We start from the raw sequence: 21931 nt of genomic DNA on the forward strand, positions 1-21931 counted from the left end.
GTTTGCCCGATCTTGGAGCAAAAAAAAAGTTACAATCTGTATAAATTCGACCGAGCGGTCAGTTTATCCTCGCTGAAAAATTCCAACAGGAGATGGCAAAGTGAAACTGACCACTGCCCTGACGATGACTTTGATGGCCCTTGCCGGGACGGCTCATGCCGCCGACGAGATCCAACCCGAGACCCTGACCATCGAAGAAAAGATCGCCCCCGGCCCGAATGTGCTGGTGATGGATTTCGGCATGGTCGGCTCGTCGCCGGTCTATGTCTTTGGCAATGAGGACCTGAAGCTCAAGGGCAATATCGGCACCGGCTCGTTCGGTCAGATGATCCTGAGCAAGGACGGCAAGACGCTTTATACCGTCTCGGCCTATCTTGAGCGTTATGTCTATGGCCCGATCCATGCCGTGGTGCATGAATGGGACCTCCAGACCATGACAGCCAAGCGCGAATTCGAAATCAATGACAAATTCGCCCATGTCGAAAGCCAAACCGGCACGCTGACCCTTGGCGATGGCGAAAACTTCCTGCTGGTGCAGAATGCGACGCCAGCGACATCGGTCACGGTGGTCGATCTGGCAAAGGGCGCGGATATCGCCGAGATCCCCACGCCCGGTTGCTGGACCGCCATTCCGGCCATCGAAGGCCGCCGTTTCAGCACGATCTGCGGCGATGGCAAATTCGCGAGCTTCACTTACGAGGCCGACGGCACTTTCTCGAAACCGGTGAAATCCGAGCAGATTTTTGATGCAGACAAGGATCCGCTTTTCGCCAATCCGCTGCGCGTCGGCGGCAAGCTGGTCTACCTGTCCTTCGGCGGCAATTTCCATGTTGTCGATGACAGCGGCGAGGCTGCGAAGCTGGAAAACACCGTCAGCATCGAAGGCGGCGAATGGGCTCCAAGCGGCTCCGAGGTGATGACCTATCACGCTGCGTCGAACACGATCTTCGTGATGATGCACAAGGGACCCTTCGACGGCTCGCATAAGAACCCGGCCGAGGAGATCTGGGCGGTTGACGCCTCGACCTTCAAGGTCAAGGGCCGCTCGGCCGCCAATGGCGAGACCGGCATCATGGTCACCAAGGGGGACGCGCCCGATCTGTACGGCGTGACCCATATGGGAACGCTTGTGAAATATGCTGTCGCTCTGGGCGATGAGGTTGCGCTGACCAAGGCCGCCGAACGCGAAGGCGCTGCGATTTTCCCGGCGCTGATGCAGGCGGATTACTAAGATGGAGACCGGGCTGTCGCTTGCCGCAAACGGTCTTGCCTGGGTGCTGGCCTTCGTGCTGGCCCGGGCGAGCCTGCACAAGCTGACGGATTTCTACCGCACGGTCGGCGCGGCGCTTGATTACGGTGCCGCCCCCGAGGCTTGGGTGCCACGTCTTGTCCGGGTTCTGGCCCTGATCGAGGCAGGCACCGCGCTGGCACTGCTGATTGCGCCCGTGCGGCCCATGGCCGGTCTGGTCGCGGCGGTCTTGTTTGCAGGTTACGGGCTGTTGATGGCCCGCGCCCTGCGGCAGGGCAAGGTCGAGATCGATTGCGGTTGCGGTGGTGCGCCCACCCCGGTCTCGGGCCTTAGCCTGCTGCGTAATGCAGTGCTGGTCGGCCTGTCTCTGGCGGTGGCGCTTCTGCCGGTGAATGCGATTGGCATTGCGGGCGCGATCCTTGGCCTTTGTGCCGGGCTCACGCTGTTTGCAAGCTACGGCCTGCTCGAAAAATTCGCGTCATACCTGCCGAACATTCGGCAGCTCCGGCGCGATCTGTCGAAAGGATCCATGTGATGGAATACCTGATCTTCGCCCTTGTCGCGCTTTGGGTCGTCGTGCTGATCCAATTCGCGGTGATCTATGTCCTTGCCCGCCAGATCGGCGTCTTGTTCGAGCGCGTGGCCCCGGTCGGCGCGATGATCTCGCATGCCGGGCCGGAAATCGGCGCGCGTGCCCCTGACCTGATGCTGCCGAACCTGAACGGGCCGCAGCTTTCCTTGGGGGCCAAGCAGGACAAGGCGCGGCTGGTGTTCTTCCTGTCCACGACCTGCCCGATCTGCAAGGCGCTGCTGCCGGCGCTGAAATCGATCCGGGCCGATGAGGGGCGCTGGCTCGATGTCGTGCTGGCCTCGGATGGGCGCGAGCCGCTTCATCGCCACCTGATCGAGGCCGAGGGGCTGGAATCCTTCCCCTATACGCTTTCGTCGGAACTGGGGATGGCCTTCAAGGTCTCGAAACTGCCCTTCGGCGTGCTGATCGGCGCGGATGGGGTCGTGATCGGCAAGGGCCTCGTCAACAATCGTGAACAACTCGAAAGCCTGCTGACGGCTTCCGAAACTGGTGTGGCTTCGCTGCAGGCGGCCCAAGGCCTGACTGCGGCATAACCAAATAAAACAGGGAAGATGAACATGACGAAACTTCTGGACCGCCTGCTCTCGGGCCTTGACCGGATGACCGAGGAAAAGGCGCGCGGGGCTGCCCGCCGCCACGGCCGCCGCAGTTTTCTCGCCCGTGCGGGCGGGGCCATTGTCGGCGGCGTGGCTCTTGCGCCGATCCTGCCCTTCGACCGTCGGGCCAATGCGGCGGGTTCTGCCGCCGCCGCCGAGGATGCCTGCGGCTATTGGCGGCAATGCGCCATCGACGGCTTCCTGTGCCAGGAAGCGGGCGGCTCGCTGACCTCCTGCCCGCCGGGCTCGTCGGTCTCGGCTGTCTCCTGGGTCGGCACCTGCACCAATCCCGAGGACAACAAGGACTATCTGGTCAGCTACAACGATTGCTGCGGCAAGCCGCTGATCCCCTCGACCACCTTCTGCTACAATTCGAAGGGCGAGCGTCCGGGCTACCGCATGGGCCTTTATAACGACGTGAACTGGTGCATGGCCAATGACGCCAAGGGCTATCACTGCACCGTTTCGGTCGTCGTCGGTCTGGCGGAGTAAGGAGCATGGCATTGTTGAAGCTTCTCGCCGCTGCCGCAGGCCTGATCCTTTCGGGATCGGGCGCTGCCTTCGCGGCCGACCCGGCGCAGGCCGAGGCATTGTTCTCGGAAAACTGCGCCGCTTGCCACAACGAAGGCGGGATCGGCACGCCCGGCTTTGCCCCGCCCTTGAACCGTCCGGGCTTCTGGGCCGGTCTGGGTGATCAGGCTACGACCTATATCTCGGCCGTGACCACCCATGGGCTGAACGGCACCATCACGGCCGCGGGCGAGAAATATATCGGTCTCGCCATGCCGGGGATCGAGGGGCCCTCGGATGAGGAAATGGCCGCGATCAACAGCTGGGTTCTGGGCACGCTTGGCGAAACCGACAAGGTCGTGACCGCCGAGGACATTGCCGCGGCCAAGGCTCAGAAGATCAGCGCCGCCGATCTTCGCGCCATGCGCCCGAAAACCGAGTGATGCCGATGCGGTGCGGGATTGCCACGGCAGCCTTGGCCCTTGTCCTCGCGACAGCGGCGCATGGGCAAGAGCGCTCGGCCCATGCCAATTATGTGCTGCTCTGTTCGGGATGCCACAATGTCTCGGGTCAGGGCAGTGAGCAGGGTGGGGTTCCCACCTTTCCCGGCTCTGTCGGCAAGATCGCCCATTCGGACCGTGGCCGGACTTACATGATGCATGTGCCGGGCGTCGTGTCGAATTCGATGAGCAATGCCGAAATCGCGGCGGTGATGAACTATATCCTCGACACCTGGGCATCCGAGGAAGGGGCCAAGCCCTTTACCGCCGAGGAAGTCACCGAGCGCCGCATGGCCGTGATCCCCGACATCGTCGTCGAGCGCCGCGAGTTGACCTATGAGATGCAGGATCAGGGCGTCGAGATCGCGCCTTATCCCTGGCCGTAATCCCGCCGCCTATGGCGGAATTCCCGTCCGCATCGTAATCAATCCCGACGCGCGGGCCGAGATCTCGGCCCGCGTCTTTCTGTCGCGCGGGGGGATGATGGCCGAGAACGGGTTGATTGCCGGAATATTGGACGGGCTGCCTTTGCGCTCGGCCGCCTTCATCGTGACTGTCTATGGCGATGTCGTCGTGCCGCGCGGCGGGGTTCTCTGGACCGGCACGCTGATCGAAATTTGCGAGCGCGTCGGCATCAATGAATCGCTGGTGCGCACCGCCGTCTCACGCCTGGTCGCGGCCAAGCGGCTGGCGGGGGAAAGGGCCGGGCGGCGCAGCTATTACCGGCTCGATGCCTCGGCGCAGAAGGAATTCTCCGAGGCCGCGGCCCTGCTCTACGCCCCCGACATTCCCGCGCAAGGCTGGCAGATCCTGCACGCGCCGGGCCTGTCCGAGGATGAGGCCCGCCATCTGCGCATGGGCCATATGGGGGGACAGGTCTTCATCCGCCCCGACCGCGGGCAGATCCCGCCGCCCGGTGCCGTGCTGTTTCGCGCAAGCGATCCCGAGGCGGTGAATGATCTCGCGGGCTACTGGGATCTCTCGGCCCTGCAGGCGCGCTATCTCGACATGCTCGCGCGTTTCGATGCCCTTGCACAGGCGGCGCGCAAGGGCGGGCTGTCGGACGGCGTGGCGCTGGTCGCGCGGCTGCTGCTCGTCCATGTCTATCGCGGCGTCCTGCTGCGCGATCCGCGCCTGCCGGCCCAGGCCCTGCCCGAGAACTGGAAGGGGCTAGAGGCGCGGGCGCTGTTTCGCGCGCTCTACCGCGATCTCAGCCCCGCGGCCGACCGCCACATCGCCGCGCGATTCGAGGGGGTCGAGGGCTTCCTGGCCGAGACCACCCCGGAAACCGCGAAACGCCTCGCGGGCCTTTCCTGAAAGTATAGCAAATTCAATGCGATGAATTGCGCGCCTGAAAACATCACAGACATATTCATATTTCCTATTTCCCTGTGATGTTTTGTCGCGTATAAGCTGACCAAGCGGTCGGTGAATTGGAGGTTTGCCGATCTTTCCAGACTTCAAGGGAGTGAGGCATGAACGACGCCTTCATCTGCGACGCGGTACGGACGCCCATCGGGCGTTACGGCGGGGCGCTTGCCTCGGTCCGGGCGGACGATCTGGCGGCGCTGCCGCTGAAAGCGCTGATGGAGCGCAATCCGGGCGTCGACTGGTCCGCCGTCGATGACCTGATCTTCGGCTGCGCCAACCAGGCCGGCGAGGACAACCGCAACGTGGGCCGCATGGCGGTCCTGTTGGCGGGCATGCCCATCGGGGTTCCGGCGACGACGATCAACCGCCTCTGCGGCTCGGGCATGGATGCGGTCGGCATGGCCGCGCGTGCGATCCGCGCGGGCGATTGCGATTTCGTCCTCGCGGGCGGGGTCGAGTCGATGTCCCGCGCGCCCTTCGTCATGCCCAAGGCGGAAAGCGCCTTCTCGCGCAGCAATGCGGTCTATGACACCACGATCGGCTGGCGCTTCGTCAACCCGGCGCTGAAGAAGCAATTCGGCGTCGATACGATGCCGCAGACCGCCGATAATGTCGCCGCAGATTTCGGGATCTCGCGCGAGGATCAGGACGCTTTCGCCGCGCGCAGTCAGGCCCGCTGGGCCGCCGCGCAGGAGGCCGGCATCTTCGCCGCCGAGATCGTCCCGGTCAGCGTCGCGCAGCGCAAGGGCGACCCGATCATCGTTTCGACCGATGAGCATCCCCGTCCCGGCACCACCGCCGAGCAGCTGGCCAAGCTCAAGGGCGTGAACGGCCCCGATCTGTCCGTCACCGCCGGCAATGCCTCGGGCGTGAATGACGGCGCGGCCGCGCTGGCGATCCTGTCGGGCGCCGCTGCCGAGAAACACGGCCTCGTGCCGAAGGCCCGCATCGTCGCCATGGCCGCTGCCGGGGTCGAGCCGCGCATCATGGGCATCGGTCCCGCGCCCGCCGCCCGCAAGGTGCTGGAACGCGCCGGTCTGACCATCGACCGGATGGATGTGATCGAACTCAACGAAGCTTTCGCCAGTCAAGCACTTGCGACGCTGCGCGATCTTGGACTGCCGGATGACGCACCCCATGTTAACCCGAACGGAGGGGCCATTGCGCTTGGCCATCCGCTGGGCATGTCGGGCGCCCGGCTTGTGACCACCGCGATGTATCAGCTTCACCGGACCGGCGGGCGCTATGCCCTTTGCACCATGTGCATCGGCGTGGGGCAGGGTATCGCCATGATCATCGAACGCGTCTGACAGGGAGGCCAGCCATGTATGCACAGCTCGTGAAATCCGAAGGGTCGAAAACCCGCGACGAGATGACGCCCGAGGAAATCGCCTTCCAGGAGCGCATCGACCGCGGCGAACGCATCGAGCCCAAGGAATGGATGCCTGAAGGCTATCGCAAGACCCTGATCCGCCAGATGGGCCAGCACGCGCATAGCGAGATCGTCGGCCAGCTTCCCGAAGGCAATTGGATCACCCGCGCGCCGACGCTGGAACGAAAGGCGATCCTGCTCGCCAAGGTGCAAGACGAGGCGGGCCACGGGTTGTACCTGTACTCGGCGGCTGAGACACTGGGCATCTCGCGCGATGAACTGCTGGAGCAGCTTCATAGCGGCAAGATGAAGTATTCCTCGATCTTCAACTATCCGACGCTGACTTGGGCCGATATCGGCGCGGTGGGCTGGCTGGTCGACGGCGCGGCGATCATGAACCAGGTGCCGTTGCAGCGGACCTCGTACGGTCCCTATGCCCGCGCGATGGTCCGCATCTGCAAGGAAGAAAGCTTCCATCAGCGGCAGGGCTACGACATCATGATGAAGATGGCCGCGGGCACGCCCGAGCAGAAAGCGATGGCTCAGGATGCGCTGAACCGCTTCTGGTATCCGTCTCTGATGATGTTCGGCCCCTCGGACAAGGACTCGGTTCACTCGGCCCAGTCCATGGCGTGGAAGATCAAGATCAACACCAATGACGAACTGCGCCAGAAGTTTGTCGACCAGACCGTTCCTCAGGCCGAATATCTGGGCCTGACCATCCCTGACCCGAACCTGAAATGGAACGAGGAAAAGGGCGGCCATGATTTCAGCGAGCCGGATTGGTCCGAATTCTTCGCCGTGATCGCCGGCAATGGCCCCTGCAACGAGGAGCGCCTTGGTGCTCGCGTCAAGGCTTGGGACGACGGCGCATGGTTCCGCGACGGGCTGATGGCCCATGCCGAAAAAGCGGCCTCGCGCCGTCACGCGGCGGAATGACTATGGACGGCGCATCCGTCTCTCAGTCGGTTCAACGCCGATCGGCGGGGGAATGCCTCGCCGCGATCCGCGCGGGAGAGGTTTCGGCAGTCGCGGCGGTCGAGGCCGCGCTTGACGAGATCGCGGCTTGGTCGGGCCTGAATGCCGTCGCGCATCTGAATGCTGATGTCGCGCTGCAAGCCGCCCGCGCCGTCGATGCGGGTGAGATCAGCGGCCCGCTGGCCGGGCTGCCGATCGTGGTCAAGGACAATATTCAGGTCGCCGGTTTGCCTGCGGCTGGCGGAACTCCGGGGCTTCAGGACGCCATTGCCCAGTCTGACGCGCCGGTTCTGGCGAAGCTGGTCGAGGCCGGGGCGATTGTCGTCGCCACGACCAATATGCACGAACTGGCCTTTGGCATCTCGGGCTACAACCCGACCTACCAGACCGGCGCGGAGACGGGCGTGCGCAACCCCTATGATCTGACCCGTTTCGCGGCAGGTTCTTCCAGCGGCTCCGGCGCTTTGGTCGGTTCTGGTGCGGTCACAGTTGGTCTTGGCACGGATACCGGCGGTTCGGTTCGCCTTCCGGCGGCGATCAATGGCATTTCGGGCCTGCGTCCGAGCATCGGTCGCTATCCGGGGCAGGGGCTGATCCCGATCTCCAAGACCCGCGACACGGCGGGCGCGATTGCTGCGACGGTCACCGATATCGAACTTCTTGACCGTGTGATCACGGGCGATGCGGAAATCACCCCCGCTGCCTTGTCCGGGCTGAAACTTGGCCTTGGCGCTGAGTTTCTGGCGGGTCTCGATGGGGATGTGCAGGCGGTCTGGGACGGCGTGAAAGCCCAATTGGAAGCGGCTGGCGTTGAGTTTGTGACGCTGGATGTCGCGCAGATTTTTGAGTTGAACCATCAGGTCAGCTTCCCGCTCTGCTTCGGCGAGGCCGGGGATCACCTGCGCGACTACCTCGCGGCGGAAGTCCCCGGCAAGACCATCGAAGATGTCGTGGCAGCCATAGCCAGCCCCGATGTAAGCGCCACCTATGAGGTCTTTGTCCTGCCCGGCAAGATGCCGACGCCGGATGGCCAATTGGTCGAGACCGCGCCGATCTATCGCCACGCAATCGAGGTCGCGCGCCCGGCGTTGATCGAGGCTTACGCCAAGCTTTTCGCGCAAAGCGGCGTCGCGGCGGTGGTCTTCCCGACCACGCCGCAGGTTGCCGCCAAGCAAGGCCCCGAGGCCAGCGCGCCCGAAGTCTTTGGCAGCTTCATCCGCAATGCTGATCCGAGTTCCAATGCCGGCATCCCCGGTCTTTCCGTGGCCGCTGGCCTTGGTCCTGTCACCGGCCTGCCGGTCGGCATCGAACTCGACGGCCCTGCCGGTTCCGATCGCGCGCTGATCGCGATCGGGATGGCAATTGAATCCCTGCTCGGGCGCACCTCGCTGCCCGTCCGCAAATGAATGAACGCGCCTTATTGGCACTCGAGGGAGGACCCAAACATGTCCAAGAATGAATGGCCCCTGTGGGAAATTTTCATCCGTGGTCAGCATGGCCTGAACCACCGTCATGTCGGCAGCCTGCACGCGCCCGACGCTGAAATGGCGATCCGCAACGCTCGCGACGTCTATACCCGTCGCAATGAGGGTGTCTCGATCTGGGTCGTGCCGTCGAACGCGATCACCGCGTCCTCGCCTTCGGAAAAAGGCCCGCTCTTCGAGCCGGCGAATTCCAAGGTCTATCGCCACCCGACCTTCTTCGACATCCCGGACGTTGTGGGGCATATGTGATGGCGGATGTTGCAAGCATCGACCGGACCGCTTTCGCGGAATGGCTGCTGCGGGTCGGGGACAATGCCCTGATCCTTGGCCACCGGGTCTCGGAATGGTGCGGCCATGCGCCCGCGCTGGAAGAGGACATTGCGCTGGCGAATACCGCGCTCGACCTGATCGGGCAGTGCCAGCTTTGGCTCGGCCTTGCCGCCGAGGTCGAGGACAAAGGTCGCACCGCCGACCAATTGGCTTTCCTGCGTGACGCGGGCGGTTTCCGCAACCTTCTGCTGGTCGAGCGCCCGAATGGCGATTTCGGCGTGACGCTGATGCGCCAATTCCTGTTTGACGCCTTCCATATCGAACTGCTGCGCGCTCTGGCGAAATCCACCGACAGCCGCGTCGCCGAGATTGCCGCCAAGGCCGAGAAAGAGGTGGCTTACCACCTCGAACGGTCGGCCGATCTGGTGATCCGTCTGGGCGACGGCTCGGCGGAAAGCCATGAGCGTATGGCCAAGGCGCTGAAATCGCTTTGGGTCTATACCGGCGAGATGTTCCTTGACGACGCGACCGATCAGGCCGTGGCCGAGGCAGGCATCGCGCCGCTGCCCTCCAGCCTGAAAGCCGCTTGGGAGGCGACCGTGAACGCCGTTCTGGCCGAGGCGACTTTGGAAAATCCGGGTCAGGCTTGGCAGCACAAAGGTGGCAAGCAGGGCATCCATTCGGAACATCTGGGCTTCCTTTTGGCCGAGATGCAGTTCCTGCAGCGCGCCTATCCGGGCGCAAGCTGGTAAGTGCGATGAACGCCGCGCAGCACCCCGGCACGGATCAGGTCTGGGACTGGCTCTCGCAGGTCCCGGACCCCGAGATCCCGGTCATCAGCTTGACCGACCTCGGCATTATCCGCGATGTTGCTTGGGCTGATGACACGCTGGTCGTTACCGTCACGCCGACTTATTCCGGCTGCCCGGCGACCTCGATCATCAACCTTGATATCGAGACGGCGCTCCGCGGCCACGGCATCGACAAGCTGCGGCTGGAGCGTCAGCTTTCGCCCGCTTGGACGACGGATTGGATCACCGAGGAAGGCCGCGAGAAGCTGCGCGCCTATGGCATCGCGCCGCCCATCGACGGCACCGCCGCCGATGGCAGGCTGGCCGGGCGGATCGCGCGGCTGGCCGGATCCTCGAACCTGACCATCGCCTGCCCGCGCTGCGGCTCGACCAAGACCGAGAAACTCAGCCAGTTTGGCTCGACGCCTTGCAAGGCAAGCTATCGTTGCACCGACTGTCTGGAACCCTTCGACTATTTCAAATGCATCTGAGGATGCATCCCGCTTCTTCAGGAAGGATACCCAAATGGCACGCTTCCACCCGCTGAAGGTCACCGATGTGCGCCGCGAGACTCGCGATGCCGTGGTCGTGACCCTTGCCCCGCGCGACGAGGATCGCGCGCTCTTCGACTTCACCCAAGGCCAATACCTGACCTTCCGCCGCGATTTCGACGGCGAGGAGTTGCGCCGCAGCTATTCGATCTGCGCCGGCCTCGACGAGGGCTGCCTCAAGGTCGGGATCAAGCGCGTCGATGGCGGCGCCTTCTCGACCTGGGCCAACGAAAACCTCGCCCCCGGCGATGAAATCGACGCCATGCCGCCGATGGGCAAGTTCTATACCCCGATCGAGGCGGGGGCGGAAAAGCAATATCTGGGCTTCGCCGGCGGTTCGGGCATCACGCCGCTTCTTTCGATCATCAAGACGGTGCTGGCGCGCGAGCCGGGCTCGCAATTCACGCTGGTCTATGCCAACCGCCAGATCAACACGATCATGTTCCGCGAGGAACTGGACGATCTGAAGAACCTTTATCTGGGCCGCTTCTCGGTCATCCATGTCCTTGAGCAGGAAGGGCAGGAAATCGACCTGTTCACCGGTCGGATCGACGCCGACAAGATGACGGCTTTGTTCCAGCACTGGTTGGATGCCAAGTCCATCGACACTGCCTTTATCTGCGGTCCCGAGCCGATGATGCTGGCGATTGCCGGATCGCTGAAAGAGCACGGCCTGACGGAAGCACAGATCAAGTTTGAACTGTTCGCCAGCGGCCAGCATGGACGCGCCAAGGCCCGCGCCGTCTCGCGTGACGCCATCGTCCCGGGGGCAGGGACTGCCGCCACCGTCACGCTGGACGGCGCGACCCGTAGCTTTGAAATGGCGCGGCAGGGCGAGACGATCCTTGACGCCGCCATCGCCAATAACATGGACGCGCCCTATTCCTGCAAGGCGGGCGTCTGCTCGACCTGCCGTTGCAAGGTGATCGAGGGCGAGGTGGAAATGGCCGTGAACCACGCGCTGGAAGATTACGAGGTCCGCGCGGGCTATGTCCTGAGTTGTCAGGCCTATCCGCTGAGCGAACGCGTGGTCGTCAGCTACGACGAATGAACCCGAAGGGGGCCGACATGTCCGAAACGATGAATATCGAGGAATATCTGGCGCAAGGCGGTGTTCTGACCGCGCCGGAAAACGTGCCGGCCCGCTATCGTGGCGAGCTTTTGCGGCTGATGTCGAGCTTTGTCGACAGCGAACTGGCAGCATCTGCCGGATTTGCCGCCTCGATCAATTACGCGCCGGGTATCAAGGAACGCATTGCCGCCAGCCGGATCACGTTGGAAAAAGCCGACCACGCCGAGCGTGTTCTGAGCGTGATGGCCGATTTTGGTACGGATACGGCGCGATATGAAACCCAGCATGACTGGGCTGCGCGGGTCGGTCGCGACGAGGATTTGGGTGGCACTCGGACCGGCGGCGACATGCGCCTTTCGGTGCTGCATTACCCGATCACCGGCTGGATCGATGCGGTCGTCCTGAACGTGCTTCAGGGCCTTGCGACCGGCGTGCAGATGACGGAATTGACCCGCGTTTCCTATGCGCCCTTGGCCGAGGTTTTCCGCGATATCGCCCCGCGCGAGGCGCGCCACGCGGAACTGGGTCTTGAAGGGCTGGAACGCATCGCCGCGAACGACCCAGACGCCGCCCGCGCGTCCATTGCCTATTGGCAACTCCGGGTGGCGGTGGGCTTTGGCTGCCTTGCATCCACCCGCTACGACATTCTGGCGCGGTTCGGGCTGCGCCATACCCCTAACGAAACATTGCTTGCCCGCTGGCAGGCGCTTGTCACCGAACGTCTGGCCGCAATCGGCCTTTGACTGGCCGTGGCCCCCAAGAACTGATCGAGGAATTGACACATGACCACTCTGCGTCGGCTTGAAAGCTATGTCTGTGGCAGCTGGACCCCCGGCGCGAAGGACGGGCAGACCCTTCTGGATGCAGCGACCGGTCAGCCCGTCGCCCTGATCGATTCAACCGGTGTCGATTTTGCTGCGACGCTGGCTTACGGTCGTGAGGTTGCCGGAGCAAAGCTGCGCGCCATGACCTTCCATGACCGCGCCGCCATGCTCAAGGCGCTGGGTCTGGCGCTGATGGGCATGAAAGAGGAATTCTACGCCGAAAGCCTGAAAACCGGCGCGACCCGCACCGATGGCTGGATCGACATCGAGGGCGGCATCGGCACGATGCTGACCTTCGCCTCGAAAGGCCGCCGCGAACTGCCCAATACCCGCGTGCTGACCGATGGGGATGTCGAGACGCTCAGCAAGGATTCGACCTTCAGCGCCCAGCATATCCTGACGCCGCTGCAGGGCGTCGCGGTCCATATCAACGCCTTCAACTTCCCGATCTGGGGGATGCTCGAGAAGATCGCGCCGACGCTGCTGGCGGGCGTGCCCTGCCTCGTCAAGCCGGCCTCGCAGACCGCCTACCTGACCGAACTGATGGTGCGCCGCATCATCGAGACCGGCATCCTGCCCGAAGGCGCGCTGCAGCTGATCTGCGGCTCGGTCGGCGACCTGCTGGACCATGTCACGGGGCAGGACGCGGTGACCTTCACCGGCTCGGCCTGGACCGGGCGCAAGCTGAAATCGCACAAGGCGATCGTCGAGAACTCGGTGCGCTTCACCATGGAGGCGGACAGCCTGAACGCCGCCATCCTCGGCCCCGACGCGGTCGCGGGCACGCCGGAATTCGACCTTTTCGTGAAGGAGGTGGCGCGCGAGATGACCACCAAGGCCGGGCAGAAATGCACCGCCATCCGCCGCGTCATCGCGCCCCGCGCGCAGGTCGAGGCGCTGGTCGAGGCGCTGCGCGTACGGCTGGAAAAGACCGCCGTCGGCCTGCCGGGGGATGAGGCGACCCGCATGGGCCCGCTGGCGAGCTTCGAGCAGCGCGACGAGGTGCGCGAGCGCATCCGCGAATTGCAAGCCGATGCCGAGATCGTCGCGGGCAATCCCGACGAGGTCCGCCTGTCCTCGGGCGATGCCGAGGCCGGTGCCTTCCTGAACCCGGTTCTGCTTTACGCCGACAAGCCTTTCGCCGCGAAGAATATCCACGATGTCGAGGCCTTCGGTCCCGTCTCGACCCTGATGCCCTATGACGATCTGGGCGAGGCGGTCGAGCTGGCGCGGATGGGCAAGGGCTCGCTGGTTTCCTCGGTCTTCACCGATGATCCCAAGGTCGCCGAAGAGGTGGTGATCGGGGCCGCGCCCTTCCATGGCCGCGTCATGATCGGCAACCGCGCCTCGGCCAAGACCTCGACCGGGCATGGCTCGCCTCTGGCGGCGCTGGTCCATGGCGGTCCGGGCCGTGCCGGTGGCGGCGAGGAAATGGGTGGCATGCGCGGCGTCAAGCATTACATGCAGCGCACTGCCGTGCAGGGCGTGCCGCGCCTGCTTTCGGCAGTGACCGGGCGCTGGATCGAGGGCGCGCCGGCGCAGCAGGGCGTGCATCCGTTCCGCAAGTCCCTGGCCGAGCTCAGCATCGGCGACCAGCTGGTGACCGCGACCCGCACCATCACCCGCGAGGATGTCGAGCATTTCGCCCATTTCACCGGCGACACCTTCTATGCCCATATGGACGAGGTGGCGGCCAAGGCGAACCCGTTCTTCGACGACCGCGTGGCGCATGGCTACCTGATCGCCTCCTTCGCGGCGGGCCTCTTCGTCGAGCCCAATCCCGGCCCGGTGCTGGCGAATTACGGCGTCGACAACCTGCGCTTCCTGACCCCGGTCTATTTCGGCGACACGCTGCAGGTCCGCCTGACCTGCAAGGAGATCAACCCGCGCGCCAATGCCGAGCATGGCGAGGTGCGCTGGGATTGCCAAGTCTCCAACCAGAACGGGGCGGTGGTCGCGCAATATGACGTGCTGACCATGGTCGCCAAGACTTGGCCCGCCGTCGCCCAGGCTGCGGAATGAGCCGAACCTATGCCTGGGACGGCATCGTCCCGGTGATCGATCCCGCCGCCTTCGTGCATCCCGAGGCGGTGGTGATCGGCGACGTAATCATCGGCCCGACAGTTTATGTCGGGCCGGGTGCCGTTTTGCGCGGCGATTTCGGGCGCATCATCCTGCAGGCGGGCTGCAATGTACAGGAGACCTGCGTCATCCATGCCTTCCCCGGCAAGGATGTCGTGGTCGAGGAACTGGGCCATATCGGCCACGGCGCCGTGCTGCATGGCTGCCAAATCGGGCGCAATGCGATGGTCGGCATGAATGCCGTGGTGATGGATGAAGCGGTGATCGGCGAGAATACCATCGTCGCCGCTATGGCCTTCGTGAAGGCGGGAGCGTGGATCCCGGCGAACAGCTTGGCCGTTGGCTCGCCCGCGCGCGTGGTACGGGAACTGTCTGCCGAGGAAATCGACTGGAAACGGCGCGGCACGGGCGTCTATCAGCAGCTTGCGCTGGAGGCGCGGGACAAGCTGAAACCGGCAGAGCCGCTATCGGAGCCGGAAACGGATCGGCGCAGGGCCGAGGCCCCGCGCTACGATCCTTTGCTGTTGGAGCGCCGAGGTTTCAGCGAACGGCCTTGATCCCTTCGAGGATCAGGGTTGTCGCCACATCGGCATAATCTTCGCGCGAGATGCGGCCACCCTCGCGGAACCACATATAGACCCAGTTCATCATACCGAACAAAGACATGGTGACCGGGGTCAGCAGGGGGCGCTCGGGATTGTCCAGATCGGGATTGATCTCGCGCAGAACCACCGCGAAATGCCGCACGATGCGCTTTTCAATGCCGAGGATTTCGGCCTTTTGCTCATCAGTCAGGGCCGCACTTGCGTTCAACTGCACCTTGTGCTGGTTATCCGCGCCCTTATAGGCATCAAGCACCGTGCCGACCAGTTTGCGCAGGCGTTGCTGTGGCGGCAAAGCGGGGTCGTCGGCGGCCTCGATAGCCTCTTCGACCTCTTCCAGATGGGTGATGATGATCTCGAAGATCAATTCGCCCTTGCTGGGATAATAATGGTAAAGCAGCGCCTTGGAAACTTGGCCATGCGCGGCGATCTGCGCCATCGAGGCTTTTTCCATGCCCTGTTCGGCAAAAACGGCGGCTGCGCTGTCGAGCAAACCGCGCCGCTTCTCATCGAAATCGACTGCCCGTGTCCGAGCCATGAAATTCCTTTCGACCGCCCTGTTCAGCGTCGGGTCAATGGGACGGGGGCCAACCCCCGACCTTCTCTATTGGTTTCGGCGCGGGCTGTCATGCCCGCGCCGCTTCGTGTTCCTATTCCTTGGGGCGATTGTCGACGACGCGTTTCGCCTTGCCTTCCGAGCGGGCGACGCCGTTCGGATCGGTGACATTGATCTTGGTCGAGACGCCGACCACCGACTTGATGTGATGCGCGAGTTCCTTGGCCGAATGGGCGCGGGCGCTCTCGTCGCACATCGCGGGCGTGCATTCGACATGGACGGTCATGTTGTCCATCCGGCCCGAGCGGGAAAGCTCGATTTGGAAATGCGGCGCGAGGCCCTGACATTTCAGGATCTGCTCCTCGATCTGGGTCGGGAAGACGTTGACGCCGCGCAGGATGATCATGTCGTCGCTGCGGCCGGTGATCTTCTCGATCCGGCGCATGCTGCGGGCGGTGCCGGGCAGCAGGCGGGTCAGGTCGCGGGTGCGGTAGCGCACCATCGGCAGGCCTTCCTTGGTCAGCGTGGTGAACACCAGTTCACCAAGTTGGCCGTCGGGCAGGACCTCGCCGGTGACCGGGTCGATGATCTCGGGATAGAAGTGGTCTTCCCAGACATGCAGCCCGTCCTTGGTCTCGACGCATTCCTGCGCGACGCCGGGGCCCATGATTTCCGACAGGCCGTAGATGTCCACGGCATGCATGTTGAAGGCTTCCTCGATTTCTTCGCGCATCGAGTTGGTCCAGGGCTCGGCCCCGAAGATGCCGATCTCCAGCGAGCTTTCGCGCGGATCGAGACCCTGACGGCGGAACTCGTCCAGGATCGACAGCATGTAGCTCGGCGTCACCATGATGATGCGCGGCTTGAAGTCGTTGATCAGCGTCACCTGACGCTCGGTCATGCCGCCCGACATCGGGACCACGGTGCAGCCGAGCTTCTCGGCGCCGTAATGCGCGCCGAGGCCGCCGGTGAACAGCCCGTAGCCATAGGAGTTGTGCAGCATGTCGCCCGGACGGCCACCCGCCGCGCGGATCGAGCGCGCGATCAGGTTGGCCCAGGTGTCGATGTCGCGCTGGGTATAGCCGACGACCGTGGGCTTGCCGGTGGTGCCCGACGAGCCGTGGATGCGCACCAGCTTCTCGCGCGGGGTGGCGAACATGCCGAAGGGATAGGTCTCGCGCAGGTCCTGCTTCACGGTGAAGGGGAACTTGGCGATATCGGCGAGGGTTTTCAGGTCCTCGGGATGGGCGCCGTTCTCGTCGAAGCGCTTGCGGTAGAAGGGCGAGTTCTCATAGGCATGGCGCAGCGACCATTGCATGCGGTGGAACTGAAGCTCGGCGATTTCATCGCGCGAGGCGGTTTCAATCGGCTCAAGGCCGGCATTGATCGGGGACAGGTCTTGCATGGTTTCCTCCCTATGCAAAATGCGGTCCGGTCAGTCTTCGACCGGCAGGTGGGTGCCCTTGACGGTGCGCGAATGGCCGCGGAATTCGGCCACATGGGCGCCGTCCTGGTTGGTGATGCGAATGTCGTAGATCCCCGAGCGGCCACGGCGCGAGACTTCGCGCGCCTGCGCCGTCAGCCGGTCTCCGATCCGGCCGGGGATGAGATAGGTGATCGCGCAATGCTGCGCGACCGCCATCTGGTTGTAGCTGTTGCAGGCAAAGGCAAAGGCGCTGTCGGCCAGCGTGAACATGTAGCCGCCATGGCAATTGCCGTGGCCGTTGGACATGTCTGCCGTGATGGTCATGGCCAGATCAGCTTCGCCCGGCGCGATGTGATCGAGGCTCATGCCAAGGCGCTGGCTGGCGGAATCGTCGTTCCACATCGCCGCGGCCGAGGCCTCGGCCAGTTCCTGCGGGCTCATCTCGCGGACATGTTTCATTCGCCGATGAACTCCGCCTTGCGCTTTTCGAGGAAGGCGGTGACGCCTTCGGCATAGTCGCGCGAGCGGCCTGCCTTGCGCTGGCAGTCGCGTTCAAGGTCAAGCTGCTCGTCCAGGCTGTTGGTCGCGGCGGCCTGGATCAGCTGCTTGGTCAGGCCGAGGCCCAAGGTCGGACCAGCAGCAAGCTGGGAGGCCAGTGCGGTGGCTTCGGCCAGAAGCGCCTCGTCCTCGACGGCTTTCCAGATCAGACCCCAATCGGCGGCCTTTTCGGCCATAAGCGGCTCGGCGGTCATGGCCAGCGCCTTGGCGCGCGGCTCGCCCAGAATGCGGGCAAGGCTCCAAGTGCCACCGGCATCGGGAACCAGTCCGATCTTGGCAAAGGCTTGAATGAATTTCGCGGATTTCGCGGCCAGCACGATATCGCAGGCAAATGCGAGGTTCGCACCCGCGCCCGCCGCCACGCCATTCACCGCGCAGATCACCGGCTTTTGCAGGTTGCGGATCAGGCGCAGCGTCGGATTGTAGAAGGTCTCCAGCGTGTGGCCTAGATCCGGGGCGGGTCCACCCTTCCTCGGATCGCGGTCGCCGAGGTCTTGGCCCGCGCAGAAGCCGCGCCCCGAGCCGGTCAGAAGGACTGCGCGGACGGCGGCGTCGGAATGGGCGCGCTCGATTCCCGCGCGCAGGGCCAGATGCATTTCCTCGTTGAAGGAATTGAGCTTTTCCGGGCGGTTGAGCGTCAGCGTCAGGACGCCATCGACCAGCGTGGTCAGGACCGTTTCTGTCATTTGGAACTCCCCAGCCTCGCTCTCCCCGAGGCTATTGAAGATTTGTGTTGCATAAACCGACCGGTCGGTCAATGATAATGTTCAAATCTTGGGAGGGGTTCATGTCAGATTTGTTCGAACGCCATCGGCCGATGCTTGAGGCTGCTTTGCAGGCGCTTCGCACGCGCGAATTCTGGACACCTTTCCCCGAGGTTCCCAGCGGTAAGATCTATGGAGAAACCGCGCGTTCCGACGGCGAGGCTGCTTTTGCCGAACTGTGCGGGGCAGCTTTCGCAATCCCCGGTCACCCCGAGGAAACCCATCTGGGCCGCGAGGAATCACCCTTTGGCCCGGTCTTGGGAATCACCTATCCGGCAGCCAGCGCGGCGACGCTGATTGCCGCGTCTGATGCCGCCGCCCCGGCTTTGGCCGAGGCCGGGATCGAGGCGCGTGTGGGCGTCTGCCTTGAGGCACTGGTCCGTCTGAACCGGATGAGCTTCCTGATCGGCAATGCGACCATGCACACGACAGGGCAGGCTTTTGCGATGGCCTTTCAGGCGGGCGGCCCTCACGCGCAGGATCGTGGGCTGGAAGCCGTCGCCGTCGCATTTGACGAGATGACCCGCTTTGCCGGTTCCGCGCGTTGGGAAAAGCCGCAGGGCAAATCCGCGCCCATCGTGCTGGAAAAGAACTGGGCCGTGATTCCGACCGGTATTTCGCTGGCGATCGGCTGCAATACTTTCCCGACGTGGAACTCCTATTCCGGCATCCTTGCGAGCCTCGCATCCGGCAATCCGGTCATCGTGAAGCCGCATCCTGCGGCGATCCTGCCCTTGGCGCTGACCGTGCGCGTGCTGCGCGAGGTTCTGACCGAGGCCGGTCTGCCCGCCGATTCCATCCTGCTGGCCGTGGACCAAGCGGGGGCCGAGATCACCAAGGATTTGGCGACCAATCCGGCGGTACGGTTGATTGACTATACCGGCTCCTCGGGCTTCGGGGATTGGCTGCGAGCCAATGCCTCGCAGGCGCAGATTTTCTCGGAAGAGGCGGGAGTGAACACCGTCACCATCGCCGCGACCGATGACTTTGCGGGCATGTGTGCGAATCTTGCGTTTTCGTTGGCGCTCTATTCGGGCCAGATGTGCACCGCGCCGCAGAATATCTATATCCCGCGCGGCGGGATCACGACCGATCAGGGGCCGAAAAGCTTTGATGAAGTCGCGGTGGGCATCGCCTCGGCCATTGACGCGCTGCTCTCGGACGCGGCCCGCGCGGCAGGGGTCTGCGGGGCCATCGCCAACCCGGCGACGCTGGAGCGTGTGCAAACCGCCCGCGCCACGGGCCGCATCATCCGCGACTCCGCTCCCGTGGGCGAGGGGCGCTCCGCAAGCCCACTGCTGCTGGCGCTTGAGGATGGCGATGCGAGTGCCGAGGAGGAATGCTTCGGCCCCATCGCCTTCCTGATCGCAGTTGACGATGCTGACACCGGCATCACCCGCGCTTCTGGTATTGCGCGGCATAAGGGCGCGATCACGGCGGCGCTTTACGACACGGATGAGGCGCGGATCACCCGCGCTGTCCGCGCCTTCGCGCAGGCCGGGGTGAACCTGTCGATCAACTTGACCGGCAATATCTTCGTCAATCAATCGGCGGCCTTCAGCGATTTCCACGTCACCGGGGCCAACCCGGCCGGAAATGCCAGCCTGACCGATACTGCTTTCGTCGCCAGCCGTTTCCGGCGGGTGATGTGGCGCCGCCCCGCGGCCGCCTGAACCGTTTACATCTGGGAGGAGGAACCCATGATCAAGACCCTGACCACGACCGTTCCCGCCGCGCTGATCGCGCTCGGCCTTGCTGCGGCGGCCCATGCCGACATCAAGATCGGCGCCTCGATCTCGGCCACCGGCCCGGCGGCCTTCCTTGGCGATCCCGAGGCCAAGACCCTCGAAATGCTGGTCAAAGAGCTGAACGCCAAGGGCGGCATCAATGGCGAGAAGGTCGAACTGGTGCTCTATGACGATGGCGGCGACGCCAACAAGGCGCGCACCTTCGCCACCCGCCTGATCGAGGATGACGAGGTCAATGCGATCATCGGCGGCACCACCACCGGCGCCTCGATGTCGATCCTCGCCGTGGCCGAGGATGCCGAGATCCCCTTCATCTCGCTGGCCGGGGCGATCGACATCATCCAGCCGGTCAAGCCCTATACGTTCAAGACCCCGCATACCGACCGCATGGCCTGCCAGAAGATCTTCGAGGACATGAAGAAGCAGGGCATCGCCAAGGTCGGCCTGATCTCGGGGACCGACGGTTTCGGCGCCTCGATGCACGCACAGTGCAAGGACGTGGTCGGTGAATATGGCATCGAGATCGTCGCCGACGAGACCTATGATCCGAAAGACGCCGACATGACGGCGCAGCTGACCAAGATCAAGAACGCGGCGGGCATTCAGGCCGTGCTGAACCCCGGCTTCGGCCAGGGCCCGTCGATCGTGACCCGGAACTACAAGCAGCTGGCGATCGACCTGCCGCTCTACCAGTCGCATGGCGTCGCCTCGGACGGCTTCATCGAGCTCGCAGGCAAGGACGCCGCCGAGGGCGTGCGCCTGCCGGGCACGGCGCTTCTGGTCGCGGACCTGCTGGCCGATGGCGATGCGCAAAAGTCGGTCGTCGCGGCCTACAAGGCGGCCTATGAAGCGAAATACAAGATGCCGGTCAGCACCTTCGGCGGCTATGCCCATGACGGCTTCGCCCTGATGGTCGAGGCGATCACCAAGGCCGGCAGCAGCGAACCCGAGGCAATCCGCGACGCGCTCGAAGGCATCACCGGCCTTGCCGGGACCACCGGCGTCTATGCCATGTCCGCCGAGGACCACCTGGGGCTCGACCTGTCGGCCTTCCGGATGCTCGAGATCAAGGACGGCGGCTGGACCATCGTCGAGTGATCGTCGAGGTGGCCCCGCAAGGGGCCGCCTTCCGCCCGGAGCCCTGAAGAGAAGGACCCCAGCATGTCCGAGTTCCTGCAGTTCCTGTTCTCGGGACTGACCGTGGGTGCGGTCTATGCGCTTGTCGCGCTTGGCTTCACCATCATCTACAACGCCTCGGGCGTGGTGAACTTCGCGCAGGGCGAATTCGTCATGCTGGGCGGCATGATCACCGTCTTTGCCCATGCAGCCGGTCTGCCGCTGCCGCTGGCCGCCCTTGCCGCCATCGCGGCCACGGCGGCCGTCGGTGTCGCGCTGAACAAGCTCGCGATCGAGCCCGCGCGCGGCGCGCCGGTCGTCTCGCTCATCATCATCACCATCGGCGCGTCGATCTTCATCCGGGGCGCGGCGCAGCTGATCTTCGACAAGCAGATCCACAGCTTCCCGGCCTTTTCCGGTGACGATCCGATCCATGTTCTGGGCGCGACGATCCTCACGCAAAGCCTCTGGGCGATCGGTGGGGCCTTCGCGGTCTTTGTTGGGCTGTGGCTGTTCTTCACCCGTACGATCCTTGGCCGCGCGGTGCTGGCGACCTCGAACAACCGCCTCGCGGCGCAGCTTGTGGGCATCAACACGGATTTCGTGATGACGCTGTCCTTTGCGCTCTCCGCCGCCATTGGGGCCTTTGCAGGCGTGCTGATCACGCCGATCACGATGACCTCGTATGATGTCGGCCTCGGCCTTGCGCTGAAGGGCTTCGCGGGCGCGATGCTGGGCGGCATGGGCAATCCCAAGGGCGCCTTCGCGGGCGGGCTGCTGCTCGGCCTTTTCGAGGCGATGACGGCGGGCTACCTGTCCTCGCAATACAAGGAGGCCGCGGCCTTCGTCGTCATCCTCGCGGTGCTGTTCTTCATGCCGCAGGGCCTCTTCGGGTCCAAATCGACGGATCGGGTGTAAG

The 21931-nt window shown here is 64.1% G+C and carries 24 protein-coding genes; 20 read left to right on the forward strand and 4 right to left on the reverse strand.

The window, feature by feature from the left end:
• Nucleotides 1-100: 100 nt before the first annotated feature.
• The 17 genes from ESZ60_RS04120 to ESZ60_RS04200 all read left to right on the forward strand — a co-directional run bounded on the left by ESZ60_RS04120 (nt 101) and on the right by ESZ60_RS04200 (nt 14799).
• Complete coding sequence (locus ESZ60_RS04120; protein WP_134679148.1) at nt 101-1231, forward strand: amine dehydrogenase large subunit; 1131 nt, start codon at nt 101-103, stop codon at nt 1229-1231.
• Nucleotide 1232: 1 nt separating this feature from the next.
• Nucleotides 1233-1784 (forward strand): MauE/DoxX family redox-associated membrane protein, encoded by a 552-nt coding sequence (locus ESZ60_RS04125; protein ID WP_134679149.1) that lies wholly within the window; start codon nt 1233-1235, stop codon nt 1782-1784.
• Nucleotides 1784-2374 carry a thioredoxin domain-containing protein gene (locus tag ESZ60_RS04130; protein WP_134679150.1) on the forward strand — a complete coding sequence of 197 codons (591 nt, stop codon included), beginning with the start codon at nt 1784-1786 and terminating at the stop codon, nt 2372-2374. Before ESZ60_RS04125 ends, ESZ60_RS04130 begins: the two co-directional genes overlap by 1 nt.
• 24 nt (nt 2375-2398) lie before the next feature.
• Nucleotides 2399-2929 (forward strand): methylamine dehydrogenase light chain, encoded by a 531-nt coding sequence (locus ESZ60_RS04135; protein ID WP_134679151.1) that lies wholly within the window; start codon nt 2399-2401, stop codon nt 2927-2929.
• Between the two features lie 11 nt (nt 2930-2940).
• Nucleotides 2941-3390, forward strand: coding sequence for a c-type cytochrome (locus ESZ60_RS04140; RefSeq protein WP_167620056.1), 450 nt, complete (start codon nt 2941-2943; stop codon nt 3388-3390).
• Nucleotides 3390-3833, forward strand: a complete 444-nt coding sequence (locus tag ESZ60_RS04145) for a cytochrome c family protein (protein ID WP_134679153.1) — start codon at nt 3390-3392, stop codon at nt 3831-3833. The genes ESZ60_RS04140 and ESZ60_RS04145 overlap by 1 nt, the downstream gene beginning before the upstream one ends.
• Entirely contained in the window at nt 3784-4764 is a 981-nt protein-coding gene (locus ESZ60_RS04150) for a PaaX family transcriptional regulator C-terminal domain-containing protein (RefSeq protein ID WP_245155570.1), read from the forward strand. The genes ESZ60_RS04145 and ESZ60_RS04150 overlap by 50 nt, the downstream gene beginning before the upstream one ends.
• Before the next feature lie 158 nt (nt 4765-4922).
• Complete coding sequence (gene pcaF / locus ESZ60_RS04155) at nt 4923-6128, forward strand: 3-oxoadipyl-CoA thiolase (RefSeq protein ID WP_134679154.1); 1206 nt, start codon at nt 4923-4925, stop codon at nt 6126-6128.
• 14 nt (nt 6129-6142) lie between these two features.
• A complete protein-coding gene (paaA, locus tag ESZ60_RS04160; protein WP_134679155.1) occupies nt 6143-7129 on the forward strand; it encodes a 1,2-phenylacetyl-CoA epoxidase subunit PaaA in 987 nt (328 codons plus the stop codon).
• 2 nt (nt 7130-7131) lie between these two features.
• Entirely contained in the window at nt 7132-8574 is a 1443-nt protein-coding gene (locus ESZ60_RS04165) for an amidase family protein (RefSeq protein ID WP_209021229.1), read from the forward strand.
• Nucleotides 8575-8613: 39 nt separating this feature from the next.
• A complete protein-coding gene (paaB, locus tag ESZ60_RS04170) occupies nt 8614-8901 on the forward strand; it encodes a 1,2-phenylacetyl-CoA epoxidase subunit PaaB (RefSeq protein WP_134679157.1) in 288 nt (95 codons plus the stop codon).
• A complete protein-coding gene (paaC, locus tag ESZ60_RS04175; protein ID WP_134679158.1) occupies nt 8901-9674 on the forward strand; it encodes a 1,2-phenylacetyl-CoA epoxidase subunit PaaC in 774 nt (257 codons plus the stop codon). Before paaB ends, paaC begins: the two co-directional genes overlap by 1 nt.
• Before the next feature lie 5 nt (nt 9675-9679).
• Nucleotides 9680-10204: a 1,2-phenylacetyl-CoA epoxidase subunit PaaD gene (gene paaD, locus ESZ60_RS04180; protein ID WP_134679159.1), complete on the forward strand. Its 525-nt coding sequence runs from the start codon at nt 9680-9682 to the stop codon at nt 10202-10204.
• A 34-nt stretch (nt 10205-10238) separates the two neighbouring features.
• Nucleotides 10239-11315, forward strand: coding sequence for a 1,2-phenylacetyl-CoA epoxidase subunit PaaE (gene paaE / locus ESZ60_RS04185; protein WP_134679160.1), 1077 nt, complete (start codon nt 10239-10241; stop codon nt 11313-11315).
• A 17-nt stretch (nt 11316-11332) separates the two neighbouring features.
• Nucleotides 11333-12079, forward strand: coding sequence for a Phenylacetic acid catabolic protein (locus ESZ60_RS04190; protein ID WP_134679161.1), 747 nt, complete (start codon nt 11333-11335; stop codon nt 12077-12079).
• 39 nt (nt 12080-12118) lie between these two features.
• Nucleotides 12119-14182, forward strand: a complete 2064-nt coding sequence (gene paaZ, locus ESZ60_RS04195; RefSeq protein WP_134679162.1) for a phenylacetic acid degradation bifunctional protein PaaZ — start codon at nt 12119-12121, stop codon at nt 14180-14182.
• The gene (locus ESZ60_RS04200; protein WP_134679163.1) at nt 14179-14799 is read left to right on the forward strand and encodes an acyltransferase; all 621 of its coding nucleotides are present in this window, start codon (nt 14179-14181) and stop codon (nt 14797-14799) included. The genes paaZ and ESZ60_RS04200 overlap by 4 nt, the downstream gene beginning before the upstream one ends.
• Here the strand turns inward: ESZ60_RS04200 and ESZ60_RS04205 are convergent.
• The 4 genes from ESZ60_RS04205 to paaG form a co-directional block, all read right to left on the reverse strand.
• Nucleotides 14783-15382, reverse strand: a complete 600-nt coding sequence (locus tag ESZ60_RS04205) for a TetR/AcrR family transcriptional regulator (RefSeq protein ID WP_134679164.1) — start codon at nt 15380-15382, stop codon at nt 14783-14785. The two genes, ESZ60_RS04200 and ESZ60_RS04205, sit on opposite strands and share 17 nt — an antisense overlap.
• A gap of 112 nt (nt 15383-15494) precedes the next feature.
• Complete coding sequence (gene paaK, locus ESZ60_RS04210; protein ID WP_134679165.1) at nt 15495-16805, reverse strand: phenylacetate--CoA ligase PaaK; 1311 nt, start codon at nt 16803-16805, stop codon at nt 15495-15497.
• Between the two features lie 30 nt (nt 16806-16835).
• Nucleotides 16836-17267: a hydroxyphenylacetyl-CoA thioesterase PaaI gene (gene paaI, locus ESZ60_RS04215; protein WP_209021240.1), complete on the reverse strand. Its 432-nt coding sequence runs from the start codon at nt 17265-17267 to the stop codon at nt 16836-16838.
• A 14-nt stretch (nt 17268-17281) separates the two neighbouring features.
• Nucleotides 17282-18070: a 2-(1,2-epoxy-1,2-dihydrophenyl)acetyl-CoA isomerase PaaG gene (gene paaG, locus ESZ60_RS04220; protein ID WP_134679167.1), complete on the reverse strand. Its 789-nt coding sequence runs from the start codon at nt 18068-18070 to the stop codon at nt 17282-17284.
• A 101-nt stretch (nt 18071-18171) separates the two neighbouring features.
• Here paaG and paaN point away from each other — a divergent pair, with 101 nt between their 5' ends.
• The 3 genes from paaN to ESZ60_RS04235 all read left to right on the forward strand — a co-directional run bounded on the left by paaN (nt 18172) and on the right by ESZ60_RS04235 (nt 21930).
• A complete protein-coding gene (gene paaN / locus ESZ60_RS04225; protein ID WP_134679168.1) occupies nt 18172-19821 on the forward strand; it encodes a phenylacetic acid degradation protein PaaN in 1650 nt (549 codons plus the stop codon).
• Between the two features lie 27 nt (nt 19822-19848).
• Nucleotides 19849-20994 carry an ABC transporter substrate-binding protein gene (locus ESZ60_RS04230; protein WP_134679169.1) on the forward strand — a complete coding sequence of 382 codons (1146 nt, stop codon included), beginning with the start codon at nt 19849-19851 and terminating at the stop codon, nt 20992-20994.
• Between the two features lie 63 nt (nt 20995-21057).
• Nucleotides 21058-21930, forward strand: coding sequence for a branched-chain amino acid ABC transporter permease (locus ESZ60_RS04235; RefSeq protein WP_134679170.1), 873 nt, complete (start codon nt 21058-21060; stop codon nt 21928-21930).
• Nucleotide 21931: the final 1 nt, after the last annotated feature.

Origin of the sequence: Paracoccus ravus (assembly GCF_004522175.1) — a bacterium.
GTDB lineage: Bacteria > Pseudomonadota > Alphaproteobacteria > Rhodobacterales > Rhodobacteraceae > Paracoccus > Paracoccus ravus.

Coding starts and splice junctions, on each gene's coding strand:
- ESZ60_RS04135 (WP_134679151.1), top strand. CDS start 2,399: ATGACGAAACTTCTGGACCGCCTGCTCTCGGGCCTTGACCGGATGACC.
- ESZ60_RS04165 (WP_209021229.1), top strand. CDS start 7,132: ATGGACGGCGCATCCGTCTCTCAGTCGGTTCAACGCCGATCGGCGGGG.
- ESZ60_RS04130 (WP_134679150.1), top strand. CDS start 1,784: ATGGAATACCTGATCTTCGCCCTTGTCGCGCTTTGGGTCGTCGTGCTG.
- paaK (WP_134679165.1), bottom strand. CDS start 16,805: ATGCAAGACCTGTCCCCGATCAATGCCGGCCTTGAGCCGATTGAAACC.
- ESZ60_RS04235 (WP_134679170.1), top strand. CDS start 21,058: ATGTCCGAGTTCCTGCAGTTCCTGTTCTCGGGACTGACCGTGGGTGCG.
- pcaF (WP_134679154.1), top strand. CDS start 4,923: ATGAACGACGCCTTCATCTGCGACGCGGTACGGACGCCCATCGGGCGT.
- paaA (WP_134679155.1), top strand. CDS start 6,143: ATGTATGCACAGCTCGTGAAATCCGAAGGGTCGAAAACCCGCGACGAG.
- ESZ60_RS04205 (WP_134679164.1), bottom strand. CDS start 15,382: ATGGCTCGGACACGGGCAGTCGATTTCGATGAGAAGCGGCGCGGTTTG.
- paaC (WP_134679158.1), top strand. CDS start 8,901: ATGGCGGATGTTGCAAGCATCGACCGGACCGCTTTCGCGGAATGGCTG.
- paaE (WP_134679160.1), top strand. CDS start 10,239: ATGGCACGCTTCCACCCGCTGAAGGTCACCGATGTGCGCCGCGAGACT.
- paaB (WP_134679157.1), top strand. CDS start 8,614: ATGTCCAAGAATGAATGGCCCCTGTGGGAAATTTTCATCCGTGGTCAG.
- ESZ60_RS04190 (WP_134679161.1), top strand. CDS start 11,333: ATGTCCGAAACGATGAATATCGAGGAATATCTGGCGCAAGGCGGTGTT.
- paaG (WP_134679167.1), bottom strand. CDS start 18,070: ATGACAGAAACGGTCCTGACCACGCTGGTCGATGGCGTCCTGACGCTG.
- ESZ60_RS04125 (WP_134679149.1), top strand. CDS start 1,233: ATGGAGACCGGGCTGTCGCTTGCCGCAAACGGTCTTGCCTGGGTGCTG.
- paaI (WP_209021240.1), bottom strand. CDS start 17,267: ATGAGCCCGCAGGAACTGGCCGAGGCCTCGGCCGCGGCGATGTGGAAC.
- ESZ60_RS04150 (WP_245155570.1), top strand. CDS start 3,784: ATGAGATGCAGGATCAGGGCGTCGAGATCGCGCCTTATCCCTGGCCGT.
- paaZ (WP_134679162.1), top strand. CDS start 12,119: ATGACCACTCTGCGTCGGCTTGAAAGCTATGTCTGTGGCAGCTGGACC.
- paaN (WP_134679168.1), top strand. CDS start 18,172: ATGTCAGATTTGTTCGAACGCCATCGGCCGATGCTTGAGGCTGCTTTG.
- ESZ60_RS04230 (WP_134679169.1), top strand. CDS start 19,849: ATGATCAAGACCCTGACCACGACCGTTCCCGCCGCGCTGATCGCGCTC.
- ESZ60_RS04145 (WP_134679153.1), top strand. CDS start 3,390: ATGCCGATGCGGTGCGGGATTGCCACGGCAGCCTTGGCCCTTGTCCTC.
- ESZ60_RS04200 (WP_134679163.1), top strand. CDS start 14,179: ATGAGCCGAACCTATGCCTGGGACGGCATCGTCCCGGTGATCGATCCC.
- paaD (WP_134679159.1), top strand. CDS start 9,680: ATGAACGCCGCGCAGCACCCCGGCACGGATCAGGTCTGGGACTGGCTC.